The sequence below is a fragment of the Variovorax endophyticus genome, assembly GCF_025376855.1.
In the GTDB taxonomy this organism is placed as follows: Bacteria; Pseudomonadota; Gammaproteobacteria; order Burkholderiales; family Burkholderiaceae_C; genus Variovorax.
This window is the reverse complement of the sequence record NZ_JAHUTH010000017.1, coordinates 150,018-171,140: the sequence shown is the minus strand read 5'-3', so window position 1 is coordinate 171,140 and position 21,123 is coordinate 150,018. Positions and strand designations below refer to the sequence as shown.

19 protein-coding genes are annotated in these 21,123 nt (G+C 70.8%); 7 read left to right on the top strand and 12 right to left on the bottom strand.

Features of this window, described 5'->3' with window-relative positions; all coding sequences use genetic code 11:
- Window positions 1-37: 37 nt before the first annotated feature.
- Window positions 38-544, bottom strand: a complete 507-nt coding sequence (locus KV106_RS22490; protein WP_057594036.1) for a TRAP transporter small permease — start codon at window positions 542-544, stop codon at window positions 38-40.
- Between the two features lie 69 nt (window positions 545-613).
- Window positions 614-1,582 (bottom strand): TRAP transporter substrate-binding protein, encoded by a 969-nt coding sequence (locus KV106_RS22485; protein ID WP_057594033.1) that lies wholly within the window; start codon window positions 1,580-1,582, stop codon window positions 614-616.
- A gap of 367 nt (window positions 1,583-1,949) precedes the next feature.
- Here KV106_RS22485 and KV106_RS22480 point away from each other — a divergent pair, with 367 nt between their 5' ends.
- Entirely contained in the window at window positions 1,950-5,168 is a 3,219-nt protein-coding gene (locus KV106_RS22480; protein WP_261212447.1) for a bifunctional cytochrome P450/NADPH--P450 reductase, read from the top strand.
- Between the two features lie 150 nt (window positions 5,169-5,318).
- Complete coding sequence (locus KV106_RS22475; RefSeq protein ID WP_261212445.1) at window positions 5,319-6,083, top strand: response regulator transcription factor; 765 nt, start codon at window positions 5,319-5,321, stop codon at window positions 6,081-6,083.
- Window positions 6,084-6,101: 18 nt separating this feature from the next.
- On the opposite strand, the gene KV106_RS22470 is transcribed toward KV106_RS22475, so the two are convergent.
- From KV106_RS22470 to KV106_RS22450, 5 genes are all read right to left on the bottom strand, one after another.
- Window positions 6,102-6,875 (bottom strand): esterase/lipase family protein, encoded by a 774-nt coding sequence (locus KV106_RS22470; RefSeq protein ID WP_261212443.1) that lies wholly within the window; start codon window positions 6,873-6,875, stop codon window positions 6,102-6,104.
- A gap of 96 nt (window positions 6,876-6,971) precedes the next feature.
- Window positions 6,972-7,607 carry a TetR/AcrR family transcriptional regulator gene (locus KV106_RS22465; protein ID WP_057594029.1) on the bottom strand — a complete coding sequence of 212 codons (636 nt, stop codon included), beginning with the start codon at window positions 7,605-7,607 and terminating at the stop codon, window positions 6,972-6,974.
- Window positions 7,608-7,633: 26 nt separating this feature from the next.
- On the bottom strand, window positions 7,634-8,122 hold the full coding sequence (locus KV106_RS22460) for a phasin family protein (RefSeq protein WP_057594028.1): 489 nt from the start codon (window positions 8,120-8,122) through the stop codon (window positions 7,634-7,636).
- A gap of 74 nt (window positions 8,123-8,196) precedes the next feature.
- The gene (locus tag KV106_RS22455) at window positions 8,197-8,754 is read right to left on the bottom strand and encodes a hypothetical protein (RefSeq protein WP_057594027.1); all 558 of its coding nucleotides are present in this window, start codon (window positions 8,752-8,754) and stop codon (window positions 8,197-8,199) included.
- A 133-nt stretch (window positions 8,755-8,887) separates the two neighbouring features.
- Window positions 8,888-10,564 carry a WS/DGAT/MGAT family O-acyltransferase gene (locus KV106_RS22450; RefSeq protein ID WP_261212439.1) on the bottom strand — a complete coding sequence of 559 codons (1,677 nt, stop codon included), beginning with the start codon at window positions 10,562-10,564 and terminating at the stop codon, window positions 8,888-8,890.
- Between the two features lie 208 nt (window positions 10,565-10,772).
- Between KV106_RS22450 and KV106_RS22445 the strand changes: the two genes are divergently transcribed.
- Entirely contained in the window at window positions 10,773-12,830 is a 2,058-nt protein-coding gene (locus KV106_RS22445) for a prolyl oligopeptidase family serine peptidase (protein WP_261212437.1), read from the top strand.
- 13 nt (window positions 12,831-12,843) lie between these two features.
- Here KV106_RS22445 and KV106_RS22440 read toward each other — a convergent pair whose 3' ends face one another.
- Complete coding sequence (locus tag KV106_RS22440) at window positions 12,844-13,230, bottom strand: hypothetical protein (RefSeq protein ID WP_261212435.1); 387 nt, start codon at window positions 13,228-13,230, stop codon at window positions 12,844-12,846.
- A gap of 172 nt (window positions 13,231-13,402) precedes the next feature.
- Here KV106_RS22440 and KV106_RS22435 point away from each other — a divergent pair, with 172 nt between their 5' ends.
- From KV106_RS22435 to rocF, 4 genes are read left to right on the top strand one after another with little or no spacing between them, the layout of a single operon-like run.
- Window positions 13,403-14,077 carry a response regulator transcription factor gene (locus KV106_RS22435; protein ID WP_261212433.1) on the top strand — a complete coding sequence of 225 codons (675 nt, stop codon included), beginning with the start codon at window positions 13,403-13,405 and terminating at the stop codon, window positions 14,075-14,077.
- Window positions 14,074-15,450, top strand: a complete 1,377-nt coding sequence (locus tag KV106_RS22430; protein ID WP_261212431.1) for a sensor histidine kinase — start codon at window positions 14,074-14,076, stop codon at window positions 15,448-15,450. Before KV106_RS22435 ends, KV106_RS22430 begins: the two co-directional genes overlap by 4 nt.
- On the top strand, window positions 15,447-16,397 hold the full coding sequence (locus tag KV106_RS22425) for a sterol desaturase family protein (protein WP_261212429.1): 951 nt from the start codon (window positions 15,447-15,449) through the stop codon (window positions 16,395-16,397). Before KV106_RS22430 ends, KV106_RS22425 begins: the two co-directional genes overlap by 4 nt.
- Window positions 16,398-16,407: 10 nt before the next feature.
- A complete protein-coding gene (gene rocF / locus KV106_RS22420) occupies window positions 16,408-17,319 on the top strand; it encodes an arginase (protein ID WP_261212427.1) in 912 nt (303 codons plus the stop codon).
- Here rocF and KV106_RS22415 read toward each other — a convergent pair.
- The 4 genes from KV106_RS22415 to KV106_RS22400 all read right to left on the bottom strand — a co-directional run bounded on the left by KV106_RS22415 (window position 17,316) and on the right by KV106_RS22400 (window position 21,062).
- Window positions 17,316-18,323, bottom strand: coding sequence for an FUSC family protein (locus tag KV106_RS22415; RefSeq protein WP_261212425.1), 1,008 nt, complete (start codon window positions 18,321-18,323; stop codon window positions 17,316-17,318). The genes rocF and KV106_RS22415 overlap by 4 nt on opposite strands.
- A 3-nt stretch (window positions 18,324-18,326) precedes the next feature.
- Window positions 18,327-19,013: a DUF2242 domain-containing protein gene (locus tag KV106_RS22410; RefSeq protein WP_057594019.1), complete on the bottom strand. Its 687-nt coding sequence runs from the start codon at window positions 19,011-19,013 to the stop codon at window positions 18,327-18,329.
- Between the two features lie 84 nt (window positions 19,014-19,097).
- Window positions 19,098-19,751 carry a nucleoside/nucleotide kinase family protein gene (locus KV106_RS22405; protein WP_261212423.1) on the bottom strand — a complete coding sequence of 218 codons (654 nt, stop codon included), beginning with the start codon at window positions 19,749-19,751 and terminating at the stop codon, window positions 19,098-19,100.
- 36 nt (window positions 19,752-19,787) lie between these two features.
- A complete protein-coding gene (locus KV106_RS22400; RefSeq protein WP_057594017.1) occupies window positions 19,788-21,062 on the bottom strand; it encodes a Glu/Leu/Phe/Val family dehydrogenase in 1,275 nt (424 codons plus the stop codon).
- Window positions 21,063-21,123: the final 61 nt, after the last annotated feature.

Sequence of the window (21,123 nt, the reverse complement as noted above, 5' to 3'; positions counted from 1 at the left end):
GAACAGCGAGAGGATCAGGAGGCCGGCGATGGCGATGTCACTCATGGCGCAAGGCCTCCCCGTCGGCGCGCTGCGGGCGGCCGTTCCATTCGATGAAGAACTCGTCCACCGCCGCGACGGCGAACACCAGCGCGCCGAGCGCCATCGACAGCTGCGGAATCCACAGCGGCGTGGCGTCGTTGCTGGTCGACACGTCGTGGAAGGCCCAGGACTGCCACACCAGCCGCACGCAGTAGAAGGCGAACAGCGCCGCCAGCAGCGCACCGGCGCCCATGGCCCAGCGCTCGAGCCAGCGGCGCGCGCCGGCGCCGAGGCTGGAGAGCACCAGCGTCACGCGGATGTGCTCGCCGCGCTTGAGCGTGTGCGCCAGCGCGAGAAAGCCGCTGGCCGCCATCATGTAGCCCGCGTAGGCATCGATGCCGGGCACGTTGAAGCTCAGTTGCCGCCCGAGGATGGACAGCAGCACCATCACCAGCAAGGCGAACAGGAAGAACGCGGCCAGGGCGGCGGCGCTGTCGTAGAGGAAGTCCAGGGACCTGCGCATCGAGGCCGCCCCGGAGGCCGGCGCACTGGCCCGCATGGTGTTCGCATTCATCGGTGCAGCCCCGCGCGCTCACATCTTCCGGTAGGCGTCGACCACGGCCTGGCCCTCGGGGCCGGCCTTCTCGACCCATTCCTTGAGCATCGTGTCGCCGACCTTCTTGAGGTCGTTCTTGAGCTGTTCGGAAGGCGCGAGCACGGTCATGCCGTTCTTCTTGAGCAGGTCGAGGTACTCGACGTTCTTCTTCTTCGACAGCTCCCAGCCGCGCTTCTCGGCCTCGGCCGCCGCCTTCAGCAGGCCGTCCTGCACGGGCTTGTCGAGGGCCTCGAAGGCCTTCTTGTTCACCAGCACCGCGTTCTTCGGCAGCCAGGCCTGGGTGTCGTAGAAGTTCTTGATGTACTCGTAGGTCTTGGTGTCGTAGCCGGTGGAGCCCGAGGACATGTACGACTCGATCACGCCGGTGGCCATGGCCTGCGAGAGCTCGGCCTGCTGCACGGTGACGGCCTGCGCGCCGACCAGTTCGCCGATGCGCGCGGTGGCGGGGCTGTAGGCGCGCCACTTCACGCCCTTGAGGTCGGCGGCCGAGGCGATCGGCTTCTTCACGAAGATGCCCTGCGGCGGCCAGGCCACCGTGTAGAGCAGCTGGATGCCCTGCTCGGCGAGCTTCTTGTCGAGCACGGGCTTCTGCGCCTGGTAGAGCTTCCAGGCCGCGTCGTAGCTGTCGGCCAGGAAGGGAATGCCGTCGGTGCCGAACACCTGCCATTCGTTCTGGAAGTTCACCAGCAGGATCTCGCCGAGCTGCGCCTGGCCGCCCTGCACCGCGCGCTTGATCTCGGGCGCCTTGAACAGCGAGGCGTTCGAATGCACCGTGATCTTGAGCTTGCCGCCGGTCGCCGTGTCGACGTCCTTGGCGAACTGCGCGATGTTCTCGGTGTGGAAGTTGTTGGACGGATAGGCGGTGGGCAGGTCCCACTTGGTCTGCGCGAGCGCGGAAGCGGCCAGGCAGGAAAGCGCGACGGCGGCAAGAGACGTTCGGAACATGGAAAAAGATCCTCCAGGAAGTGGCATGGCCGGGTTGATGGAAAACGGTGCGACGTGATCCAGGCGCGGTACCCCGGCCTGCCCACCCCGATGCAAGCCTCGTGCCAAATAGATGAACAATTTCAAACTATGGAGGCATGCCGTTCACACGAATTGTTGAACAATGCTAGTGCGCATGCCCAACAATGATGCATGCTGAAAACCCGAATACGTGCGGACGGACCGCGGCGGCGCCTCGGCCGCGGCCCTGACATTTGCTAAGGGAAACCCCGTCCTGCCGCCAGGGGAGCCGCTTCGATACTCCAGTGGTCGTTCCCCCTCGGCGCGCCCCGCGGCCGCCTCCCGCAGCAGCACAACATCCAGACCCATGGCAGGCAAGAACTCGCTCCACCCGATCCCCCATCCCGCCAAGAAGCCCTTCGTGGGCAACCTGCTGTCGATCGGCTCCGACTCCCCGGTGCTGGACATGTGGAAGATCGCCCAGGAGCTCGGCGGCATCTACTGGCTGGACATGCCGGGCATGCCGGTGATCGTGGTGTCGTCGCCCGCGCTGGTCGACGAACTCTGCGAGGAGGCGCGCTTCGACAAGAGCACGCGCGGCGCGCTGCGCCGGCTGCGCGCCGCCTCGCACGGCCTGTTCACCTCCGACACCCACGAGGAGACCTGGTCGAAGCCGCACAACATCCTCTTGGCCAACTTCAGCCAGCGCGCCATGCAGGCCTACCACCCCATGATGCTGGACATCGCGGGGCAGCTCGTGACCAAGTGGGAGCGGCTGAACTTCGACGAGGAGGTCGACGTGGTGCGCGACATGACCGCGCTCACGCTCGACACCATCGGCCTGTGCGGCTTCGGCTACCGCTTCAACTCCTTCTACCGCGAGGGCTTCCATCCCTTCGTCGACGCGATGGTGCGCACGCTCGAGACGGTGCAGAACCGGCGCGGCCTGCCGCTCGAGGAGCTGATGCTCAAGAAGGAGCTGGCGCAGCAGCGCAAGGACATCCGCTACATGCACAAGATGGTGGAGGACATCATCGAGGAGCGGCGCGCGAGCGGCGCCGACATCGCGACCAAGCCCGACCTGCTGAGCTACATGATCGCGGGCGTGGACAAGAAGAGCGGCGAGCAGCTCACCGACAAGATGATCCGCGACGAGTGCATCGAATTCCTCATCGCGGGCCACGAAACCACCAGCGGCCTGCTCTCGTTCGCCATCTACTTCCTGCTGAAGAACCCCGAGGCGCTGGCCAAGGCGCAGGCCGAGGTCGACAACGTGTTCGGGCCCGACACCTCGCTCAAGCCCACCTATGCGCAGGTCAACCGGCTGCAGTACGTGATGCAGGTGCTCAAGGAGTCGCTGCGCATGTTCCCGACCGCGCCCGCGATCTCGATGCGCGCGAAGGAGGACACCAAGATCGGCGGCCAGTACACGATCAAGAAGAACAACATGGTCATCATGCATGCGCTGGCGCTGCATCGGGACAAGGGCATCTGGGGCGAGAACGCCGACCAGTTCGATCCCGACAACTTCAGCCGCGAGGCCGAGCGCGAGCGCCCGGTCAATGCCTTCAAGCCCTTCGGCAACGGCCAGCGCGCCTGCATCGGGCGCCAGTTCGCGCTGCAGGAGGCGGTGCTGACGCTGGGCATGATCCTGCAGCGCTTCACCCTGGTGGACCACACTGGCTACAAGCTCAAGATCAAGGAAGCGCTGACCATCAAGCCCGAGGGCTTCCGGATCAAGGCGCTGCTGCGCGACCCGGCGACGCGCCCGCGCGGCAACATCAACGACGCGGCCGCCGCGCCGGCGCAGCCCGTGCAGCCGGCGGCGCGCAAGCCGCAGGCCGCGCGCCACGGCACCTCGCTGCTGGTGCTGCAGGGCTCCAACCTCGGCACCGCCGAGGACCTGGCGCGCCAGCTCGCCGAAGCCGGCGAGGCACGCGGCTTCTCGACCCAGCTGGCCTCGCTCGACGACTACGCCGAGCGGCTGCCGGCCAGCGGCGCGGTGGCCATCGTCTGCGCCTCGTACAACGGCGTGGCGCCCGACAACGCGGCCGAGTTCCACCGCTGGCTCGACAAGGCCGACGACGCGCTCAACGGCGTGCGCTTCAGCGTGTTCGGCTGCGGCAACACCGACTGGGCCGCCACCTACCAGGCGGTGCCGCGGCGCATCGACGAGCGGCTCGAGGCGCTGGGCGCCACGCGCGTGCATCCGCGCGGCGAGGGCGATGCGCGCGAGGACATGGACGGCGCCTTCCAGGACTGGAGCGACGCGCTGTGGCCCGAGCTGGTGAAGGCCTTCGGCATCAAGACCGGCGCCGACACGCCCGCGCAGAGCGAGCCGCTCTACACGCTGGAGGAACTGCCGCCGCCGCAGAACAACGCCATCGTCGACGCGCTGGGCGCGGTGGCGCTGCGCGTGATCGAGAACCGCGAGCTGCAGCACGGCGCCGGCGGCGAGGCCGGCCGCTCCACGCGCCACGTCGAGCTGATGCTGCCCGAAGGCCTGGTCTACCGCGCCGGCGACCACCTGAGCGTGGTGCCGCGCAACAGCCCGAAGCAGGTCGAGCGCGCGATGGCGCGTTTCGGCTTCGACCGCACCGCCCATGTGCGGCTGCATGCGATCGCGGGCCGCAAGCCGGCGCTGCCGGTCGAGCAGGTGATCGCGGTCGACCGCCTGCTGGGCGACTACGTCGAGCTGCAGGACGTGGCCACGCGCAAGCAGATCGCCACGCTCGCGGCCTACACCGAGTGCCCGTTCACCCGGCCGAAGCTGGTGGCGCTGTCGGGCAGCGACGAGGCCTCGCAGGCGGCCTACAAGGCCGAGGTGCTGCACAAGCGCAAGTCGCTGCTCGACCTGCTCGAGGAGCACCGCGCCTGCCAGGTGCCGTTCGCCGTGTTCCTCGAGATGCTGTCGCCGCTGTCGCCGCGCTACTACTCGATCTCCTCCTCGCCCACGATGACGCCCGGCAAGTGCAGCGTGACGGTGGGCGTGGTCAGCGGCCCGGCCAGGTCGGGCCTCGGCACCTTCGAGGGCGTGTGCTCCAACTTCCTGGCGCGCGCCGAGGCCGGCGACACGGTGCACGGCGTGGTGCGCGAGACCACGGCCGAGGGCTTCCGCCTGCCCGAGGACGCGCGGCGCCCGCTGATCATGATCGGCCCGGGCACCGGGCTGGCGCCGTTCCGCGGCTTCCTGCAGGAGCGCGCGGCGCAGGCCGAGGCCGGCACCGCGCTCGGCGAGGCGCTGCTGTTCTTCGGCTGCCGTCATCCCGAGCAGGACTTCATCTACGCCGAGGAGCTCAAGGCCTGGTCGCACCGCGGCCTGATGAAGCTGCACACCGCCTTCTCGCGCGCGGGCGAGCGCAAGGTCTACGTGCAGGACCTGATCCGCGAGCAGGCGGCGCAGGTGTGGGCGCTGCTCGAAGCCGGCGCCGTGGTCTACGTCTGCGGCGACGGCTCGCGCATGGAGCCCGACGTGCGGCGCGCGCTGTCCGACATCGCGCGCGAGCACGGCCAGGACAGCGCCGCGTGGATGGACCGGATGATCGCGGACCAGCGCTACGTGCTCGACGTCTGGGCCGGCAGCTGAGGCACCCCTCGCCACGCGAAAAAAGTTGGAGCAGTTGGACTAACTTTCCGCCGGTTCTGGTTTTTCACGCCTAGACCCTACCGCTGAAGATCGGAGGCTCGCGAGATCCACGGGATCCGCGATCCGATCAACAACCGGGAGGCATGGGGCATGCTCAGGGCAGACGAACCGCCGCGCGCGGCGGTGGTGGACGGCGATGCCGTCCGGGGTGCGGCGCTCGCGCAGCGCATGGCGCGGCGCGGCTACGGCGCGATGCCGTTCCATGGCGCCACCGGCCTGCTCAAGGCATTGCAGGGCGGCTGGCGCTTCGACCTGCTGCTGCTCCATCCCGAACACGAAACCGCCTGGGCCGACCTCTCGGCCGCCTGCCGGCTGCGGCGCATGCCGGTGCTGCTGCTCGCGGAAGATTCGGCCTGGCGCACGCCGCCCGCGGTCGAGGCGCTGTGCCATGGCCACGGCCTGGTCGACTTCGCGCCGCTGCCGCTGGCCGACCACGAACTCGAATGGCGCCTGCGCGCGCTGTTGTCGCGCTCGCGCACGCCGGCGCGGCCGGGCGCCGAAGCGCGGGAGCTGGTCTGCGGCGACTACCGCTTTCTCGAGGACGAACGGCTGGTGCTGCGGCGCGGGCGCGAGGTGCGCCTCGATCCGCGCGAGTTCGACCTCGCGCTGATGCTGTTCCGCCATCTCGGCCAGCTGCTGACGCGCGAGTTCCTCTGGATCGCGCTGTGGAAGCGGCCGCCGCACGAGGGCGCCCGCGCGCTCAACATCGCGGCGGCCAGCGTGCGCAAGAAGCTCGCGCTGCAGGAGGATGGCGCTCTGGTGCTGCGCGCCGCCTACGGGCGCGGCTACATGCTGCAGGAAGTGCGCTCGCAGGCCGAGTTCGCCTGCGAGCCGGCGGGCTACGCCGAGGCCTGAAGGCCCCGGCGGCGGGCCTCAGTTCTGGCGATCGGGATCGGGATAGACCAGCGGCCCCAGCAGGCCGCGGTCGAACGGCTTCCAGCCGCCCTCGGGCTGCGACAGCCGGTCGGCCAGCGCATAGAGCACCGCGGGATGCGCGCCCAGGCCCAGATGGCTCGCGATGACCTCGATGTTCTCGGACTTCGGCCCGGTCTTCTCGATGCTGCAGCGCCAGGCCACGACACCGTCGGTGCGGCTGAAGATCGAGGTGGTGGGCACCGAGGGCGTGGGTTGCACGAACTTCATGCGGCGCGGGTCGTGCGAGCTCTGGCCGCTCACGCCTTCGTAGACGCGCCAGGCATTGGTGGCACGCGGGCTGCCCGAAAACGGGCTGCCCAGCGTGACCACGCTGCGCACCACACCGGGATGCGCCGACGCCAACAGCCGCGCATACACGCCGCCCAGGCTCCAGCCGACCAGGCTGACCTTCTGGCCGCTGTCGTCGTGCAGCTTGTGCAGCAACTCGACCATGCCGTCCTCCACGCCTTCGCGCGGACCGAAGTTGCGGCCCAGGCCCCAGCCGTGCGCGTCGTAGCCGCGGCTCGCGAGATAACGGCGCAGCACCAGCGTGGAGGCATCGCCGGCCACCAGGCCCGGCAGCACCAGCACTGGATGACCATCGCCGCGCGGCGTGAGCTGCAGCAGCGGCCACATGGCGAGGCCCGCGCCGGTTTCCCAGAGCGCGCGGCCTTCGGCCAGCAGCAGCAGGCGCGAAGGCGGCGAGATGTGTTCACGGGTGGCGGTGGTCATGAGCGGGTCCTTTCTTGCGTGTCTCTGCGCTTCTGTTGGTTCTTCGTTGCAGTCTGGGGTTCCGCCACGCGGCCCCCCGTCGGACGGTGTCGTCTGTTATCCGAGGTATTTGGCCCTCAGGTAATCGAGGTAAGCCCTCGATTCGCCCGAAACATACGGGGAAACCAGGGTCAGCGTGTAGAAGGCCGCCAGTCCCGGATCGGCCTGCGCCAGCGCGTCGCGGCCCGGCACCAGCCGTTCGAACGACAGCCAGCAGGTGGTGGTGAACACCATCTGCAGCGCGAGGATGCGCGCTTGCTCGGCGCTGGTCTCGATCACGCCCGAGGCCACCAGCCCTTCGCACAGCGACTGGGCCGCCAGCAGGTTCTGCGCGGTCAGGGCCTGTGCGCGCTGGCCCAGCACCGGGTACTCGCTCGCGAGGAAGGCCATGTCGCGATAGATGAAGCGGTACTCGTTGATCGCCTCGAAGCGCAGGTGCAGCGCGAGCCACAGGTCGTCGATGGCCGCGATGCCGGCCGAGGAGCCGTTGAGCGATTCGAGCCGCTGTTCGAAGCGCCGGAACAGCCACTCCACGATCAGCTGCTTGGCCTTGAAGTGGTAGTGCAGGTTGCCCGGGCTCATGCCGAGCTCGGCCGCGATCTTGTGGGTGGACACCGCCGCGAGCCCCTGCGCGTTGAACAGCGCGAGGCTGGTCAGCAGGATGCGGTCGCGCGTGGTGTTGGAGCCGGCCACTGGCGGTTCTGCGGGTCGTGCGGGGATCAGCGCTTGCCGCCGCGCGCGGCCTTCTCGAGCCGATCGAGCCGCTCGGCGAGCGCCGCGATCTGCGACTGCAGCGCCTGCACCTCCTCGGCCGTGGGCATGCCCAGGCGCTGCAGCGCGGTGGCCACGCGCTGGTCGAACACGTCCTCGAACTTGCGGATGCCGAAGCTGTCGAGGCCCGGGAAGCCGCGCGTCAGCACGGCCTTGGCGCCGCTCGCCTCCTCGCCGCCCTTGCCGCCGATGCCCAGCAGGCCTTCGATCACGTTGGTGACGCTGGCCTGCCGCTTGGCGACGTCGTTGCGCACGGTGTCGAGCGCCTTGAGGCCGGCGCGCAGCAGGCCTTCGCCGGAGGATGCGGGCTTGGCCTTGGCGGCGGTGCGCTTGCGCGGCGCCGCCGTTTTTCTCGCCGCGGTCCTGGCGCCGGCGGTCTTCTTCGCAGGCGTCGCCTTCTTCTTCAGTTCTGCGGGTTCATCGCGGCGGGTCGCCATGCATCGCTCCAGGGGAACTCGGTACCTTCGACGGTACCGCAAAAGAAAAAGGCGCCCGAAGGCGCCCGCGGAACTCAGGCCGCCTTGCGGGCGGCAGCGCGGCGAACCGGCTTCTTGACCGCGGCGGCCTTGGCCTTCACGGTGCGCACGGGCTTGGCTTCCTCGCTGCCCGCGACGCGGACTTCGATCTGCCTGGCACCGGCGGCGATGCGGTCGGCGATCTGCACCGACACGGTCGCGAAGGGCTGGTTCACGGCCGACAGGGCGTTGATCACCGAGGTGGCGACCGGCGACTCGACCTGGGCCACGCGGTTGGCAACCGATTCGATGCCGCTGGTGGTGCCGGTGGCGACACGGTCCATCACCGAGACGATGCGGCCGGTGTCGATCTCGAGGCGGTTGGCCAGGAAGCCGTTGACCTTGGCTTGCGCGCCGATCAGGTTGGCCTTGATCTTGTCGTTCACCAGCGGCAGCTCGCGCTGGCCGAGGAAGTCGCTGTAGCGCGAAGCGGCGCCGTCGAGCAGGCGCTGCACGCCGGTGCGGTAGGCACCGACCAGGGTCTTGCCGGCGTCATTGTACTGGCCGATGACGTGGACGGCGGCGGAAGCGATGGAGGTTTGCGAGGTGGACATGGTTTGTTCCTGGAAGTTGATCGGTCGCGGGATTCGCGATGGGGTGATCTTCTTCCCGAGGGCCTAGGCCTGGAAAACTAGAAGCGTCGGAAAACTAGTCCAACTGCCCCAATTTTCCGGACCCGGGCGGTCCTCAAGCGGCGGCGGCCGCGGCGCGTGGCGCGCTCTTGCGCGCGGGAGCCTTGCGGGCGGGGGTCTTGGCGGCGGCCTTCGGAGCGGCCTTGGCAGCCGCCTTCTTCGCGGGCGCCTTCTTCGCCACCGGTGCCGGCGTCTTCTTCGCCGCGGCCTTGCGCGCCGGGGCCTTCTTCGCGGCAACCTTGACCGCGGGCTCCGCGTCGGCGGGCGCCTCGACGACGGCCGCGGGCTTCGGCGCCGGCGCACCGGCCACCGACGGATGCTTCTGCGTCAGCTCCATCAGCAGCTTGTGCTCGGCCAGCAGGTAGTCGCCGATCTCGGTGATGTCGGGCACGGCGCGGCGGCAGGCGATCAGGCCGTAGTCCATGCGGCCGTTGTAGCTCTGCACCGTGACGTTGAGCGCCGTGCCGTGGCTCGCGATCGACACCGGGTAGTAGCAGGTGACCAGCGCGCCCGCGAAGTACATCGGGAACGGCGCGCCCGCCACGTTGGAGATCGCCACGTTGGCGGCCGGCGGCAGCATGTTGACCAGGCCCGAGCGGCCCACCATCGACGCGATGCCCGACACCAGCCAGGGCGCGGCGAAGGTCGGGAAGTCGTCGAGGATCACGGCCTTGAAGCGGTTCATGGTCGACTTCGAGGCGGTCGACGAGGCATTGATGGCCTTGAGCCGCTGCAGCGGATCGGTGATGTCGGTGGCCAGGCTCACGAGGATCATGCTGGCCTGGTTGTTGGCCGTGTCGTCGCCGGCCTCGCGCAGGCTCACGGGCACGCCCGCCACCAGCGGCTTGGCCGGCAGCTCGTTGTTGTCGGCCAGGTAGTGGCGCAGCGCGCCGGCCACGGTGGCCATCACCACGTCGTTGAGCGACACGCCGAAGTGCTTGGCGATGTACTTGGTCTCGGCCAGCGAGATGGTGCGGCCCGCGAAGGTGCGCTGGTTGGTGATCGAGACGTTGAGCGAGGTGCGCGGCGCGAAGAGGTTGAACTTCTTCGGCGCCGTGGTCGTGAGCTTCTCGGCCGCCTTCTCGTCGGGCTTGGCGAGCCCGCTGATGGCGCGCACGATGGCCGGCGCCATCTTGAACAGCTTGACGTACTGCTGCGCCGTGTTGCGCAGCGCGGCGCTCGCGAGCTCGGCCATGCCGAGCTGGTAGCCGCTGCCGCGCGGACGCGAGCGCGGCGGTTTCACCACGCGGCCCGTGGCCTCGAGGTCGAAGATGGCCTTGCCCACTTCCACGCCTGCCTGCCCATCGATGCCCGCGTGGTGCACCTTGGTGTAGAGCGCGACCTGGCCGCTCTTCAGGCCGTCGATGATGTAGAACTCCCACATCGGCCGGCTGCGGTCGATCAGCGAGGAATGCAGCCGTGCGACGTACTGCTGCAGCTGCCGGTTGGTGCCGGGCCGCGGCAGCGAGATGTGGCGCACGTGGTAGTCGAGGTCGATATCGTCGTCCTCCACCCACACCGGGTTGGTCATGTCGAAGGGCATCAGCGCGAGCTTGCGCGTGAACACGTCGGCCAGGTGGATGCGGCTGGCCATGAACTGCTTGGCGTCCTCGTAGAAGTCGCCCTTGTAGCCCTTGGGCAGGTCGAGCACGTTGAGCGAGCCCACGTGCATCGGCATCTCCGGTGTTTCCAGATGCAGGAAGGTGGCATCGAGACCGCTCAGGTGTTTCATGTGTTGTGTCTCCTAGGTCGTGGAATGCCGTCGCATTCGGCTTCGGCAGGATACCGTGCGGCCGCTGCGCCGGGGGGCCGCGCCCTTCAGTGTTTCCACCGGGGAGCGCACCCGGGTTTGCACCGAGCGATGTTCTGGGACCGGCCACGGGTAATGCGAAAGGTCCATCCGACCCGGGGCCTTCACGGTGCGTTCGTACACTGTGCCCATGACCTCTTCCCCCCGCCCGCAAGCGCAAGACCAAGACCCCTTCCTCTGGCTCGAGGACATCGACGGCACGCAGTCCCTCGACTGGGCCAAGGCCCGCAACGCCGAGACGGTGCAGCGCCACGCGCAGTCGGCGCGCTTCAAGCAGATCGAGCAGGGCCTGCTCGAGGTGCTCGACTCCGACGACCGCATCCCGATGGTCTACAAGGTCGACTCCCTTTACTACAACTTCTGGCGCGACAAGGCCCATCCCAAGGGCCTGTGGCGCCGCACCACGCTCGCCGAATACCGCAAGCCGCAGCCGGCCTGGGAGACGGTGCTCGACCTCGACGCACTGGCCGCGGCCGAGGGCGAGAACTGGGTCTGGCACGGCGCCGACTGGCTCTACCCCGGCTATGGCCGCTGCCTGGTCTCGCTCTCGCGCGGCGGCGCCGATGCCGACGTGGTGCGCGAGTTCGACCCGGTGCGCAAGGCCTTCGTCGAGGGCGGCTTCGCGCTGCCCGAGGCCAAGAACACGGTGGCCTGGAAGGACATCGACCACCTCTACGTGGCAACCGACTTCGGCCCGGGCTCGATGACCACCTCGAGCTATCCGCGCATCGTGAAGGAATGGAAGCGCGGCACGCCGCTGGCCGAGGCCGTCACGGTCTACGAGGCCGACACCGAGGACCTCTCGGCCTCGGGCTGGCGCGATGCCACGCCGGGCTTCGAGCGCGACTTCGTCTCGCGCGCCATCGACTTCTACGACAGCGAGACCTGGGTGCGCGCGGCCGACGGCACGCTCGCCAGGATCGAGGTGCCCGACGACGCGGTGGTCGACGTCACGCGCGAATGGCTGCTGATCGAGCCGCGCAGCGACTGGGAGGTGGGCGGCGCCAGCTACAAGGCCGGCTCGCTGCTGGCCGCGAACTTCGACGCCTACATGGCCGGCGCGCGCGAACTCACGCTGCTGTTCGAGCCCACCGACACCAGCGCGCTCGACAGCCATTCATGGACGCGTCATCACCTGATCGTGAACGCGATGCATGACGTGGTGAACCGCATCGAGGTGCTCACGCCGCCAGCGGACGGCAAGGGCCCGTGGCAACGCGAGAGCCTGGGCGGCGCGCCGGCGCTGTCGACCATCGCGGCCGGCGCCATCGACGAGGACGAGAACGACGACTACTTCCTCACCGTGAGCGGCTTCCTGCAGCCGACCACGCTCTACATCGGCACCCTGGGCCAGGGCGAGGCCGAGCCGCTCAAGCACAGCCCGGGCTTCTTCGACGCCTCGCGCTACACGGTCAGCCAGCACTTCGCGCGCTCGCTGGACGGCACGCGCGTGCCCTACTTCGAGATCGCGCCCAGGGACCTGGTGGCCAACGGCCGCAACCCCACCCTGCAGTACGCCTACGGCGGCTTCGAGATCTCGCTCACGCCCAGCTACAGCGGCGGCATCGGCCGCGCCTGGCTCGAGCAGGGCGGCGTGTACGTGGTGGCCAACATCCGCGGCGGCGGCGAGTACGGCCCGCGCTGGCACCAGGCCGCGCTGCAGCAGAACCGCCTGCGCAGCAGCGAGGACTTCGCCGCGGTATCGCAGGACCTGATCGCGCGCGGCATCACCTCGCCCGCGCACCTGGGCGCCATGGGCGGCAGCAACGGCGGCCTGCTGATGGGCAACATGCTCACGCGCCATCCGGAGCTCTATGGCGCGATCGTGAGCGAGGTGGCGCTGCTCGACATGCGCCGCTACACGCAGCTGTCGGCCGGTGCCTCGTGGATCGCCGAGTACGGCGATCCCGAAGTGCCCGAGGAGTGGGAATGGATCCGCCACTTCTCGCCCTACGAGAACGCGAAGCCCGGCGCCAAGTACCCGCCCTCGCTGTTCACCACCTCGACGCGCGACGACCGCGTGGGCCCGGTGCATGCGCGCAAGATGCATGCGAAGCTGGCCGCGCAAGGCCACGACACGGCCTTCTACGAGAACCTCGAGGGCGGCCACAGCGCGGCCTCGGACAACAAGCAGTCCGCCTTCATGGACGCGCTGGGCTACGCCTACCTCTGGGACCACATCGCCTGAGCGGCGACGCGCGTCAGCCGCTGTCGCGCAGCGACTCGCCCAGGCCGTAGGGCCGTTCGTCGCGCCACGGGGGCAGGCGCCGCTCGCGGCGCTCCAGCCGCTCGCGCAGCTCGGCGCAGGTCATCGGCCGGCCCGTGCTGTAGCGGCCATCCCGGCAGGGATCGCTGCGCCAGCGCTCGGAGCGGCGCAACGCCTCTTCGCGGTCGAGCTGGCGCAACAGCTCGCCGCAGCTCATCGCGCGGCCCTGGCTGTAGCGGCCATCGTGGCAGGGGTCGTGGACGGGCGGCGGCACGTCGAAACCCGACACCACCTCGGCCGCCGCGACCGAGGCGAGCATCAGCGACAGCGCCAGGACGATCGCCTCCGGCAGCAGGGTGGTCTGGACATGAAGGACATGCATGCGGTGCTCCTTGGCAGATGACCCGCGACCGCGGGCCTGACGCCAGCATCGACCGCCAACATGGAGCCAGCATTGCGTCGCGCGGGGTGCGCGCACGCAACACTCGCGCAATCCAGCCTCCCTACAGTGCGGCACGCCGGAGCTCCGGCGCCGCCCTGAAAGGAACACGCGCGTGCGCATCCTGCTGCTGGAAGACGAACCCGAAATGGCCTCGGTGCTGCTCACCGCGCTGCACCGGCGCGGCATCCTGGTCGACCATGCCGCGACGCTGGCCGACGGCGCGCGCCATGTCGAGGCCACGCCCTACGACGCGCTGGTGCTCGACCGCCGGCTGCCCGACGGCGACGGCCTCGCGCTGGTGGCGCGGCTGCGCGCCGCCGGCGATCCCGTGCCGGTGCTGATGCTCACGGCACGCGATGCGCTCGACGAGCGCGTGCGCGGCCTCGACGCGGGCGCCGACGACTACCTGGGCAAGCCCTTCGCGGTCGAGGAACTGCTGGCGCGGCTGCGCGCGCTGCTGCGGCGCCCGGCCGAAACCCGGCAGGAGCTGCTGCAGGTCGCGCGCCTGTGCTTCGACCTCGCGCACCGAGAAGCCAGCGTGGCGGGGCATCGCATGGAGCTGCCGCGACGCGAGCTGCTGGCGCTGGAGCTGCTGATGCGCCGCGGCGGCCGCACCGTGCTGCGCGAGGCGCTGGAACGCGCGGTGTTCGGCTTCGACGTCGAGATCCAGTCGAACGCGCTGGACACCCACGTCTCGCGGCTGCGCCGGAAGCTCGCGGACACCGGCGCCGGCGTGGAGATCTGCGGCATCCGCGGCGTGGGCTACCTGCTGCGGGCCGTGCCATGAGCACAGCGGCGAACGCGGCGCCCTCCTCACTGAAGCGCCGCCTGGTCCGCCGGCTGGTGCTGCTGCAGGCGGCGATCCAGCTGCTGGTGATCGGCGCCCTGGTGGCCACGGGGCACCTGATCAACTTCAGCTCGCTCGAGAACACCGTCGAGATACTGCAGGAGGCGGTGATGCGCGGGGCCGACGGCCGCCTCTCGATGCGCGCGACGCCGCGGCTCGCCGCGCTGCGCGAGGCGCAGCCGCCGCTGTGGTTCTCGGTGCGAGATCGCCAGGGCGGCCGGTTGGTCGAGGGCCGCATCCCGGACGAATTCGCCCACATCGGCGCCACGCTCGACGGCGTGGGGCAGGCCCGGCTGGGCTGGAACATGGGCGATCCGCCGCGGCAGTCGGCGCGCATGCGCTGGGTCGACTCCGCCGCCGGCCCGGTGCAGATCCTCACCGGCGCCGACAGCCCGATCACCTGGCGCAACCTCGGCCTGTCGCTGCTGCTGGTGCTGCTCGAGGTGGTGCTGCCGATCCTGGCGATCACCGTGGCGGCCACGCTGCTGGCCAGCCACGTGGTGGTGCGGCGCACGCTCTCGGGCCTGCACGCCATCGTGGCGCGCGCCGGCCAGATCGACGCCGAGCAGCGCGGCGTGCGCCTGCCGCTGGCCGAGGTGCCGGCCGAAGTGGCGACGCTGGTGGGCGCCTTCAACGATGCCCTGCAGCGGCTGGACGACGGCCATGCGCGGCAGGAGCGCTTCCTGGCCGACGCGGCGCACGAGCTGCGCACGCCGATCGCGATCCTCCACACGCGCATCGAGAACCTGGCCGAGGGCGCCGAACGCACGCGGCTGCTGGCCGATGCCGCGCGGCTGTCGGTGCTGGCGGGACAGCTGCTCGACCTGCAGCGAATGAAGGTCCATGGCACGGGACGCCAGCGCATCGACCTGGTGGCGCTGGCGCGCGAGGTGGTGGCCGAGATGGCGCCGCTGGCGCTCGCCGCGGGCTACGAGGTCTCGTTCGAGCCGCTGGCCGCGCGCGTGGAGATCGAAGGCGACCGCGACGCGATCGCGCGCGCGCTGGCCAACCTGGTGCGCAACGCGATCGAGCACGCGGGCGGCATGGGGGCCGTGACGGTGCGGGTGATGCCGCCGGGCGACATCGAGGTCATCGACGACGGCCCCGGCATCCCGGCCGCGCTGCGCGAACAGATCTTCAAGCCCTTCCACCGCGGGCATGCGACCGGGCCCGGCGCCGGGCTCGGCCTGAGCCTGGTGCAGGAGATCGCGCGCCTGCATGGCGGCGAGGTCACGGTGCACGACGCGCCGGGCGGCGGCGCGCTGTTCCGGCTGCGGCTGCGGCCCGGGCGAAGCGGCGAGGCGCCGGCATGAAGGCCGCGCGCCGCTGGCTGCCGTGGCTGCTGTGGCCGGCGCTCTACGCCGCGGGCCTGCTGGCCGCGGCGGCGGCCTTCGCGAGCGCGGCGCCGCTGGCGTGGTTCAACGCGGCCTACCTCTCGCTCGCGCTGGCCATCGCGCTGCTCGAACGCTGGCTGCCGCACGAGCCGCGCTGGCTCGCGGACGACGGCCAGACGCCCTGCGACCTGGCCCACACGCTGCTGACCAAGGGCGCGGCCCAGGTCGTGGCCGCGCTCGCGGCGAGCCTGCCGCTGGCCGGCGCGATGGCGCTGCGGCCCTCGGCGCACGGCACGGCCTGGCCCCTGCACTGGCCGCTGGCCGCGCAGGCGGTGCTCGCGCTCGCGGTGGTGGAACTGGGCCTCTACATCGCGCACCGCGGCGCGCACGAATGGCCGCCGCTGTGGCGCTTCCATGCGCTGCATCACGGCGTGCGGCGGCTGTGGGTGGCGAACACCGGCCGCTTCCACGTGGTCGACAGCGCCTTCAAGGCCCTGCTCGGGCAACTGCCGCTGTACCTGCTGGGCGCGCCGCTCGCGGTGTTCCTGTGGGTGGGCGCGGTGACGGCCGTCACGGGACTGCTGACCCACTGCAACATCGAGCTGCGCACCGGCTGGCTCGACCGCGTCTTCAGCACACCGGCGCTGCACCGCTGGCACCATTCGCGCTCGCCGGCCGAGGGCAACCGCAACTACGGCGAGAACCTGGTGCTGTGGGACCTGCTGTTCGGCACCTGGTACCGCCCGGCGCGGCGGCCGCCGGCGGACATCGGCATCGACGGCGAGATCGCGGCCGGCTTCCTGGCGCAACTGGCGCAGCCCTTCACCGCGTCGGGCACGCGGCGGATCATGGGCCTGTCACCGGTTCCTCGGCACAATGGTCCGCCGAGCCCCCCGGATGCCGGGGACCGGATCGGCAGGACATGAAGGCCCACGCATGAACCTCACCCTCGAACTGATCGGCGCTCCCACCGACGTCGGCGCCAGCGTGCGCGGCGCGGGCATGGGCCCCGACGCACTGCGCGTGGCGGGGCTGGCGGAGGCGCTGGTGCGCCAGGGCTTCGCGCTAGTCGACCGCGGCAACCTCGCGGGCCCGGCCACGCCCTGGGCGCCGCCGGCCAACGGGCTGCGCCATCTCGACGAGGTGATCGCCTGGAACCGCGCCGTGTACGCGGCGGTCGACGAGGTGCTGGGCGCGGGCCACGTGCCGCTGATGCTGGGCGGCGACCACTGCCTGGCGATCGGCTCGATCAGCGCGGTGGCCTGGCATGCGCGCAAGCGCGGCCGCAAGCTGCGCGTGCTGTGGCTCGACGCGCACTCCGACGTCAACACCGAGACCACCAGCCCCAGCGGCAACCTGCACGGCATGCCGGTGTCGTGCCTGCTGGGCCACGGGCCCGCGGTGCTGACCGGCTGGAGCGGCGAACGCGCGGCGCTGCCGCCCGAGGCGATCCGCTTCATCGGCATCCGCAGCGTCGATGCCGACGAGAAGGAGGCCATCCGCACGCTGGGCCTCCACGTGTTCGACATGCGCCACATCGACGAGCACGGCATGCGCACCACCATGACCGAGGCGCTGCAGGACGTGGACGAGGACACGCACCTGCACGTGAGCTTCGACCTCGACTGCCTCGACCCCAACATCGCGCCCGGCGTGGGCACCGGCGTGCGCGGCGGGCCGACCTACCGCGAGATGCAGCTGTGCATGGAGATGATCGCCGACACCGGCCGGCTCGGCTCGGTCGACGTGGTCGAACTCAATCCCGCGCTCGACGTGCGCAACCAGACGGCCGAGATCGCGGTGGAGCTGATCGAGAGCCTGTTCGGGAAGTCGACGCTGGTGCGTTAGGCCGCGGCGCGCGTGGCCTGCAGCGCGCGCAGATCTTCCAGCAGCAGCGCGAGCGGTGCCGCCAGCAGCGGCCGGGCCGCGTCGTCGCGCGACGCATGGCGCGCCGCGAGCCGCTCGAGCACCGAGAGATCGGGCGCCATGCCCTTGCCTTCGAGCGCATCCGCCAGCGCGGCGAGCGCGCCGGCCGAGGCGCGCGCGGCCTTCGCGGTCTCGTCGTGAGAGGCCGGCTGCTGCTGGCCGATCGCGCGGCCGAGCAGCGCCACGTCCTGCATCAGCCGCGCCATGGTGCGCGCGCGCTGCCGGTGCGCGTCCTTCGGCGCACCGACCGTGCGGTGGCGCCAGGGCCAGCGCGATTCGAGGTCGGCGCCGCCCGCCAGCACCGTGAGCCGCGCGAGCGCGGCGCGGGCGCGCTCGCCGTCGCCCTCGGCCGCGTCGCCCGCGGCCAGCGCCAGCAGCCGCTTCGCCATGCCGCGCAGCAGCGCCGCGCAGCCCGCGTCGAAGCGCGCGCCGGCCCGGTACTCGGCCGTCACCAGCGCCATCGCGAGCGCCACGCCCACGCCGATGCCCATCTGCGCCATGCGCAGCAGCGCCACCTGCAGCGCCGAATGGCCCGGCAGGCTGCCGGCCGAGAGAATGATCAGCGCCGCCACCGGCGCGCTGCGCAGCCCCGGCACGGCGGCGCCGACGAAGGCCAGCAGCAGCACGATCGCGAGCGCGTCGGCCTGCATCGGCACGCCATGGTGCGCGAGCCACACGCCCGCGAGCCCCGCCAGCGCGCCCGCGAAGGTGCCGCGCACGCGGTCCCAGCCGGCCTCGAGCGTGGAGCCGGCGCTCGGCCGCATCACGATCAGCACGCTCATCACCGCCCAGAAGCTCTCGGGCAGCCCGATCCCGCGCGACACGCCCCAGGCGATGGCCACCGCCGCCGCGAGCTGCGCCCCCGCGCGCCAGCGGCCGGGCTCGCGCAGGAAGGCCAGGCGGTCCGCGAACGGGAGGGTGGCCATGGGTCAGCCGCGGTTGGGCGACGAGGGCACCGGAAAGGTGGTGGCCGGGCCCGGGGTAGCGGCGGGTGCCGGCGGCGCGGGTTCGGGCAGGTCCTCGGGCTCTTCCGCGCCCGGCTCCTGGCCTTCGAGGAAGCGGTCGAGCAGCGCGAAGAAGCGGTCGTAGAAGCGCTCGTCGGTCAGCGTCTGGCTCGCCACCTTGACCATCGCGTCGTCGCTGCCCGTCAGCGGCAGCGACAGCGAGCCGAAGGCGCCCACGCCCAGGCTCGCCGAGTTGTTGACCTTCTTGAGGCCGTAGCGGTCCTGCAGCGCGGTCGCGAAGGCCACCGTGCTCTTCGGCCTGGCGCCCTTGCCGCCCCGGCCGCCCTCGGCCGCGCAGACCACGCGGAACTCGACCTCCACATGCACCTCGGCCGCGGGCTGGAAGCTCTTGCGGGCCGTGACCAGGTCGGCATTGGCGGCCGTGACCATGTAGCCCTGGCTCAGCAGCGCGCGGCGCGCGGCCTCGCAGGTCTGGGCCTCGGTGGCCTCGTAGCTGCGCGTATGGGTGGTGGTGGAGTCGAACTCCTCGGTGTCGTAGGAGACGCGGCGCGAGCCGCCGCTGCCGCAGCCCGCGAGCACCAGCGCCGACAGCAGCGCCAGGACGAGGACGGAAGGACGGGGGCGAAGGGAGATCGAAGGCAGGGTCGGCATGGCGTGGCGGATGCTAACCGGCGGGCTGCCGGCCCGGCTTCGAGCGCGATGAGCAGCCGCGCGTTCCCGGGGATCAGCCAGCGGTCAGGAAAGCACGACGACGTGGTGTGCCCGCGCGCGCGTGGCCGCGATCAGCCGCGCGTTCGGCGCATCGGTCTGCGCCACCCACGCGCGCGCCGCCTCGGCGCTGCGGCCGAACTGCTCGTGCCGGCGCACCAGCCGCGCCTCGCGCAGCGCATCGTCGATGTCCACGTACCAGACCTCGTCGAGCAGTGCGGCCGCGCCGGCCCAGGGCCCGCCGTCGTGCAGCAGGTAGTTGCCCTCGGTGATCACGAGTTGCGTCTCGGGCAGCACCGCGATCGCGCCCGCCACCGGCTCCTCGATCTCGCGCCGGAACTCGGGCGCATAGACGATGTCGCCGCCGAGCCGCTGTTCGCGCAGCCGCCGCAGCAGCGCCACGTAGCCGGCGCTGTCGAAGGTGTCGGGTGCGCCCTTGCGGTCGGCGCGGCCGAGCCGGCGCAGCTCGACGTTGGCGAGGTGGAAACCGTCCATCGGCACCACCTGCGCGCGCTCGGCGCCGAGCGCGTCGCGCAGCAGCGCCGCGAGCGTGGACTTGCCGGCGCCGGGGGCGCCGACCAGGCCGAGCAGCTTGCGCTGGCCGCCGGCCGTGAGGGACCGCAGACGCGCGAGGCTGTCGGCGGGGAGCGAGAGAGGAGGCTGCGAAGGGGAAATGCTCATCCCCCGAGCGTAGCCGCGCGCGCCGTCAAAAAAACATCAGGGATACAGGCCGCGCTCCTGGCGCGCCATCAGGATCCGCTCGCAGGCCACCGCGTAGGTCGCGGTGCGCAAGGTGATCTTGTGCTTGTCGGCCGTGTCCCAGATCTGGTTGAGGGCGTTCATCATGATGCGATCGAGGCGCACGTTGATCTCGTCCTCGTCCCAGAAGAAGGACGAGAAGTCCTGCACCCACTCGAAGTAGCTGACGGTCACGCCGCCGGCATTGCAGATCACGTCGGGCACCACCAGCACGCCGCGCTCGGCGAGGATGTCGTCGGCCTGCGGCACGGTGGGGCCGTTGGCGCCCTCGAGCACCAGCTTGGCGGTGGTCTTCTTCGCGCGCTCGGCCGTGATCTGGCCTTCGAGCGCGGCGGGGATCAGGATGTCGCAGCCGACGCTCCAGAAGTCCTCGTTCGGCACGATGTCGCCGCCGGCCTTGAAGCCGACCACGCCGTCGGTGCGCGAGATCGGCACCAGCTTCGCGAGGTCGAGACCCTTGTCGTTGACGATGGTGCCGGTGTGGTCCTGCACCGCGACGATCTTCGCGCCGGCCTCGGCGAACAGTTCGGCCGCGACCGAGCCCACGTTGCCGAAGCCCTGCACCGCGATGCGCGCACCGCGCAGGTCGAGGCCGAGGCGGCGCGCGGCTTCGCGGCCGGTGACGAACACGCCGCGGCCGGTGGCCTTGACGCGGCCCAGCGAACCGCCCAGGTGCAGCGGCTTGCCGGTGACCACGCCGGTGGCGGTGCCGCCGACGTTCATCGAGTACGTGTCCATCATCCACGCCATGATCTGGCCGTTGGTGTTGACGTCGGGCGCGGGGATGTCGGTGTGCGGGCCGATGATGATGCCGATCTCGCTGGTGTAGCGGCGCGTGATCTTCTCGAGCTCGTTCTGCGACAGCTTCTTCGGATCGACGCGGATGCCGCCCTTGGCGCCGCCGTACGGCAGGTTGACGGCGGCCGTCTTGATGGTCATCCAGGCCGACAGGGCCATCACTTCCTCGAGCGTGACGTCGGGGTGGAAGCGCACGCCGCCCTTGCCCGGGCCGCGGCTCATGTTGTGCTGCACGCGGTAGCCCTCGAAGTGGGCGATGGTGCCGTCGTCCATCTCGATCGGCACGTCGACGATCAGCGCGCGCTTGGGGCGCTTGAGGGTTTCGACCCAGCGGGCGAGCGGGCCCAGGTAGGGCACCACGCGATCGACCTGCGACAGGTAGGTGCCCCAGGGGCTGTTGGCCGTCGGCGCGACGAAGGAGAGTTTTTCGCTCATGAGAGTCCCTTGGTTGGAATGATGGGCGAACGATAGTCCCGTCCCGCGCGCCGCGCCATGG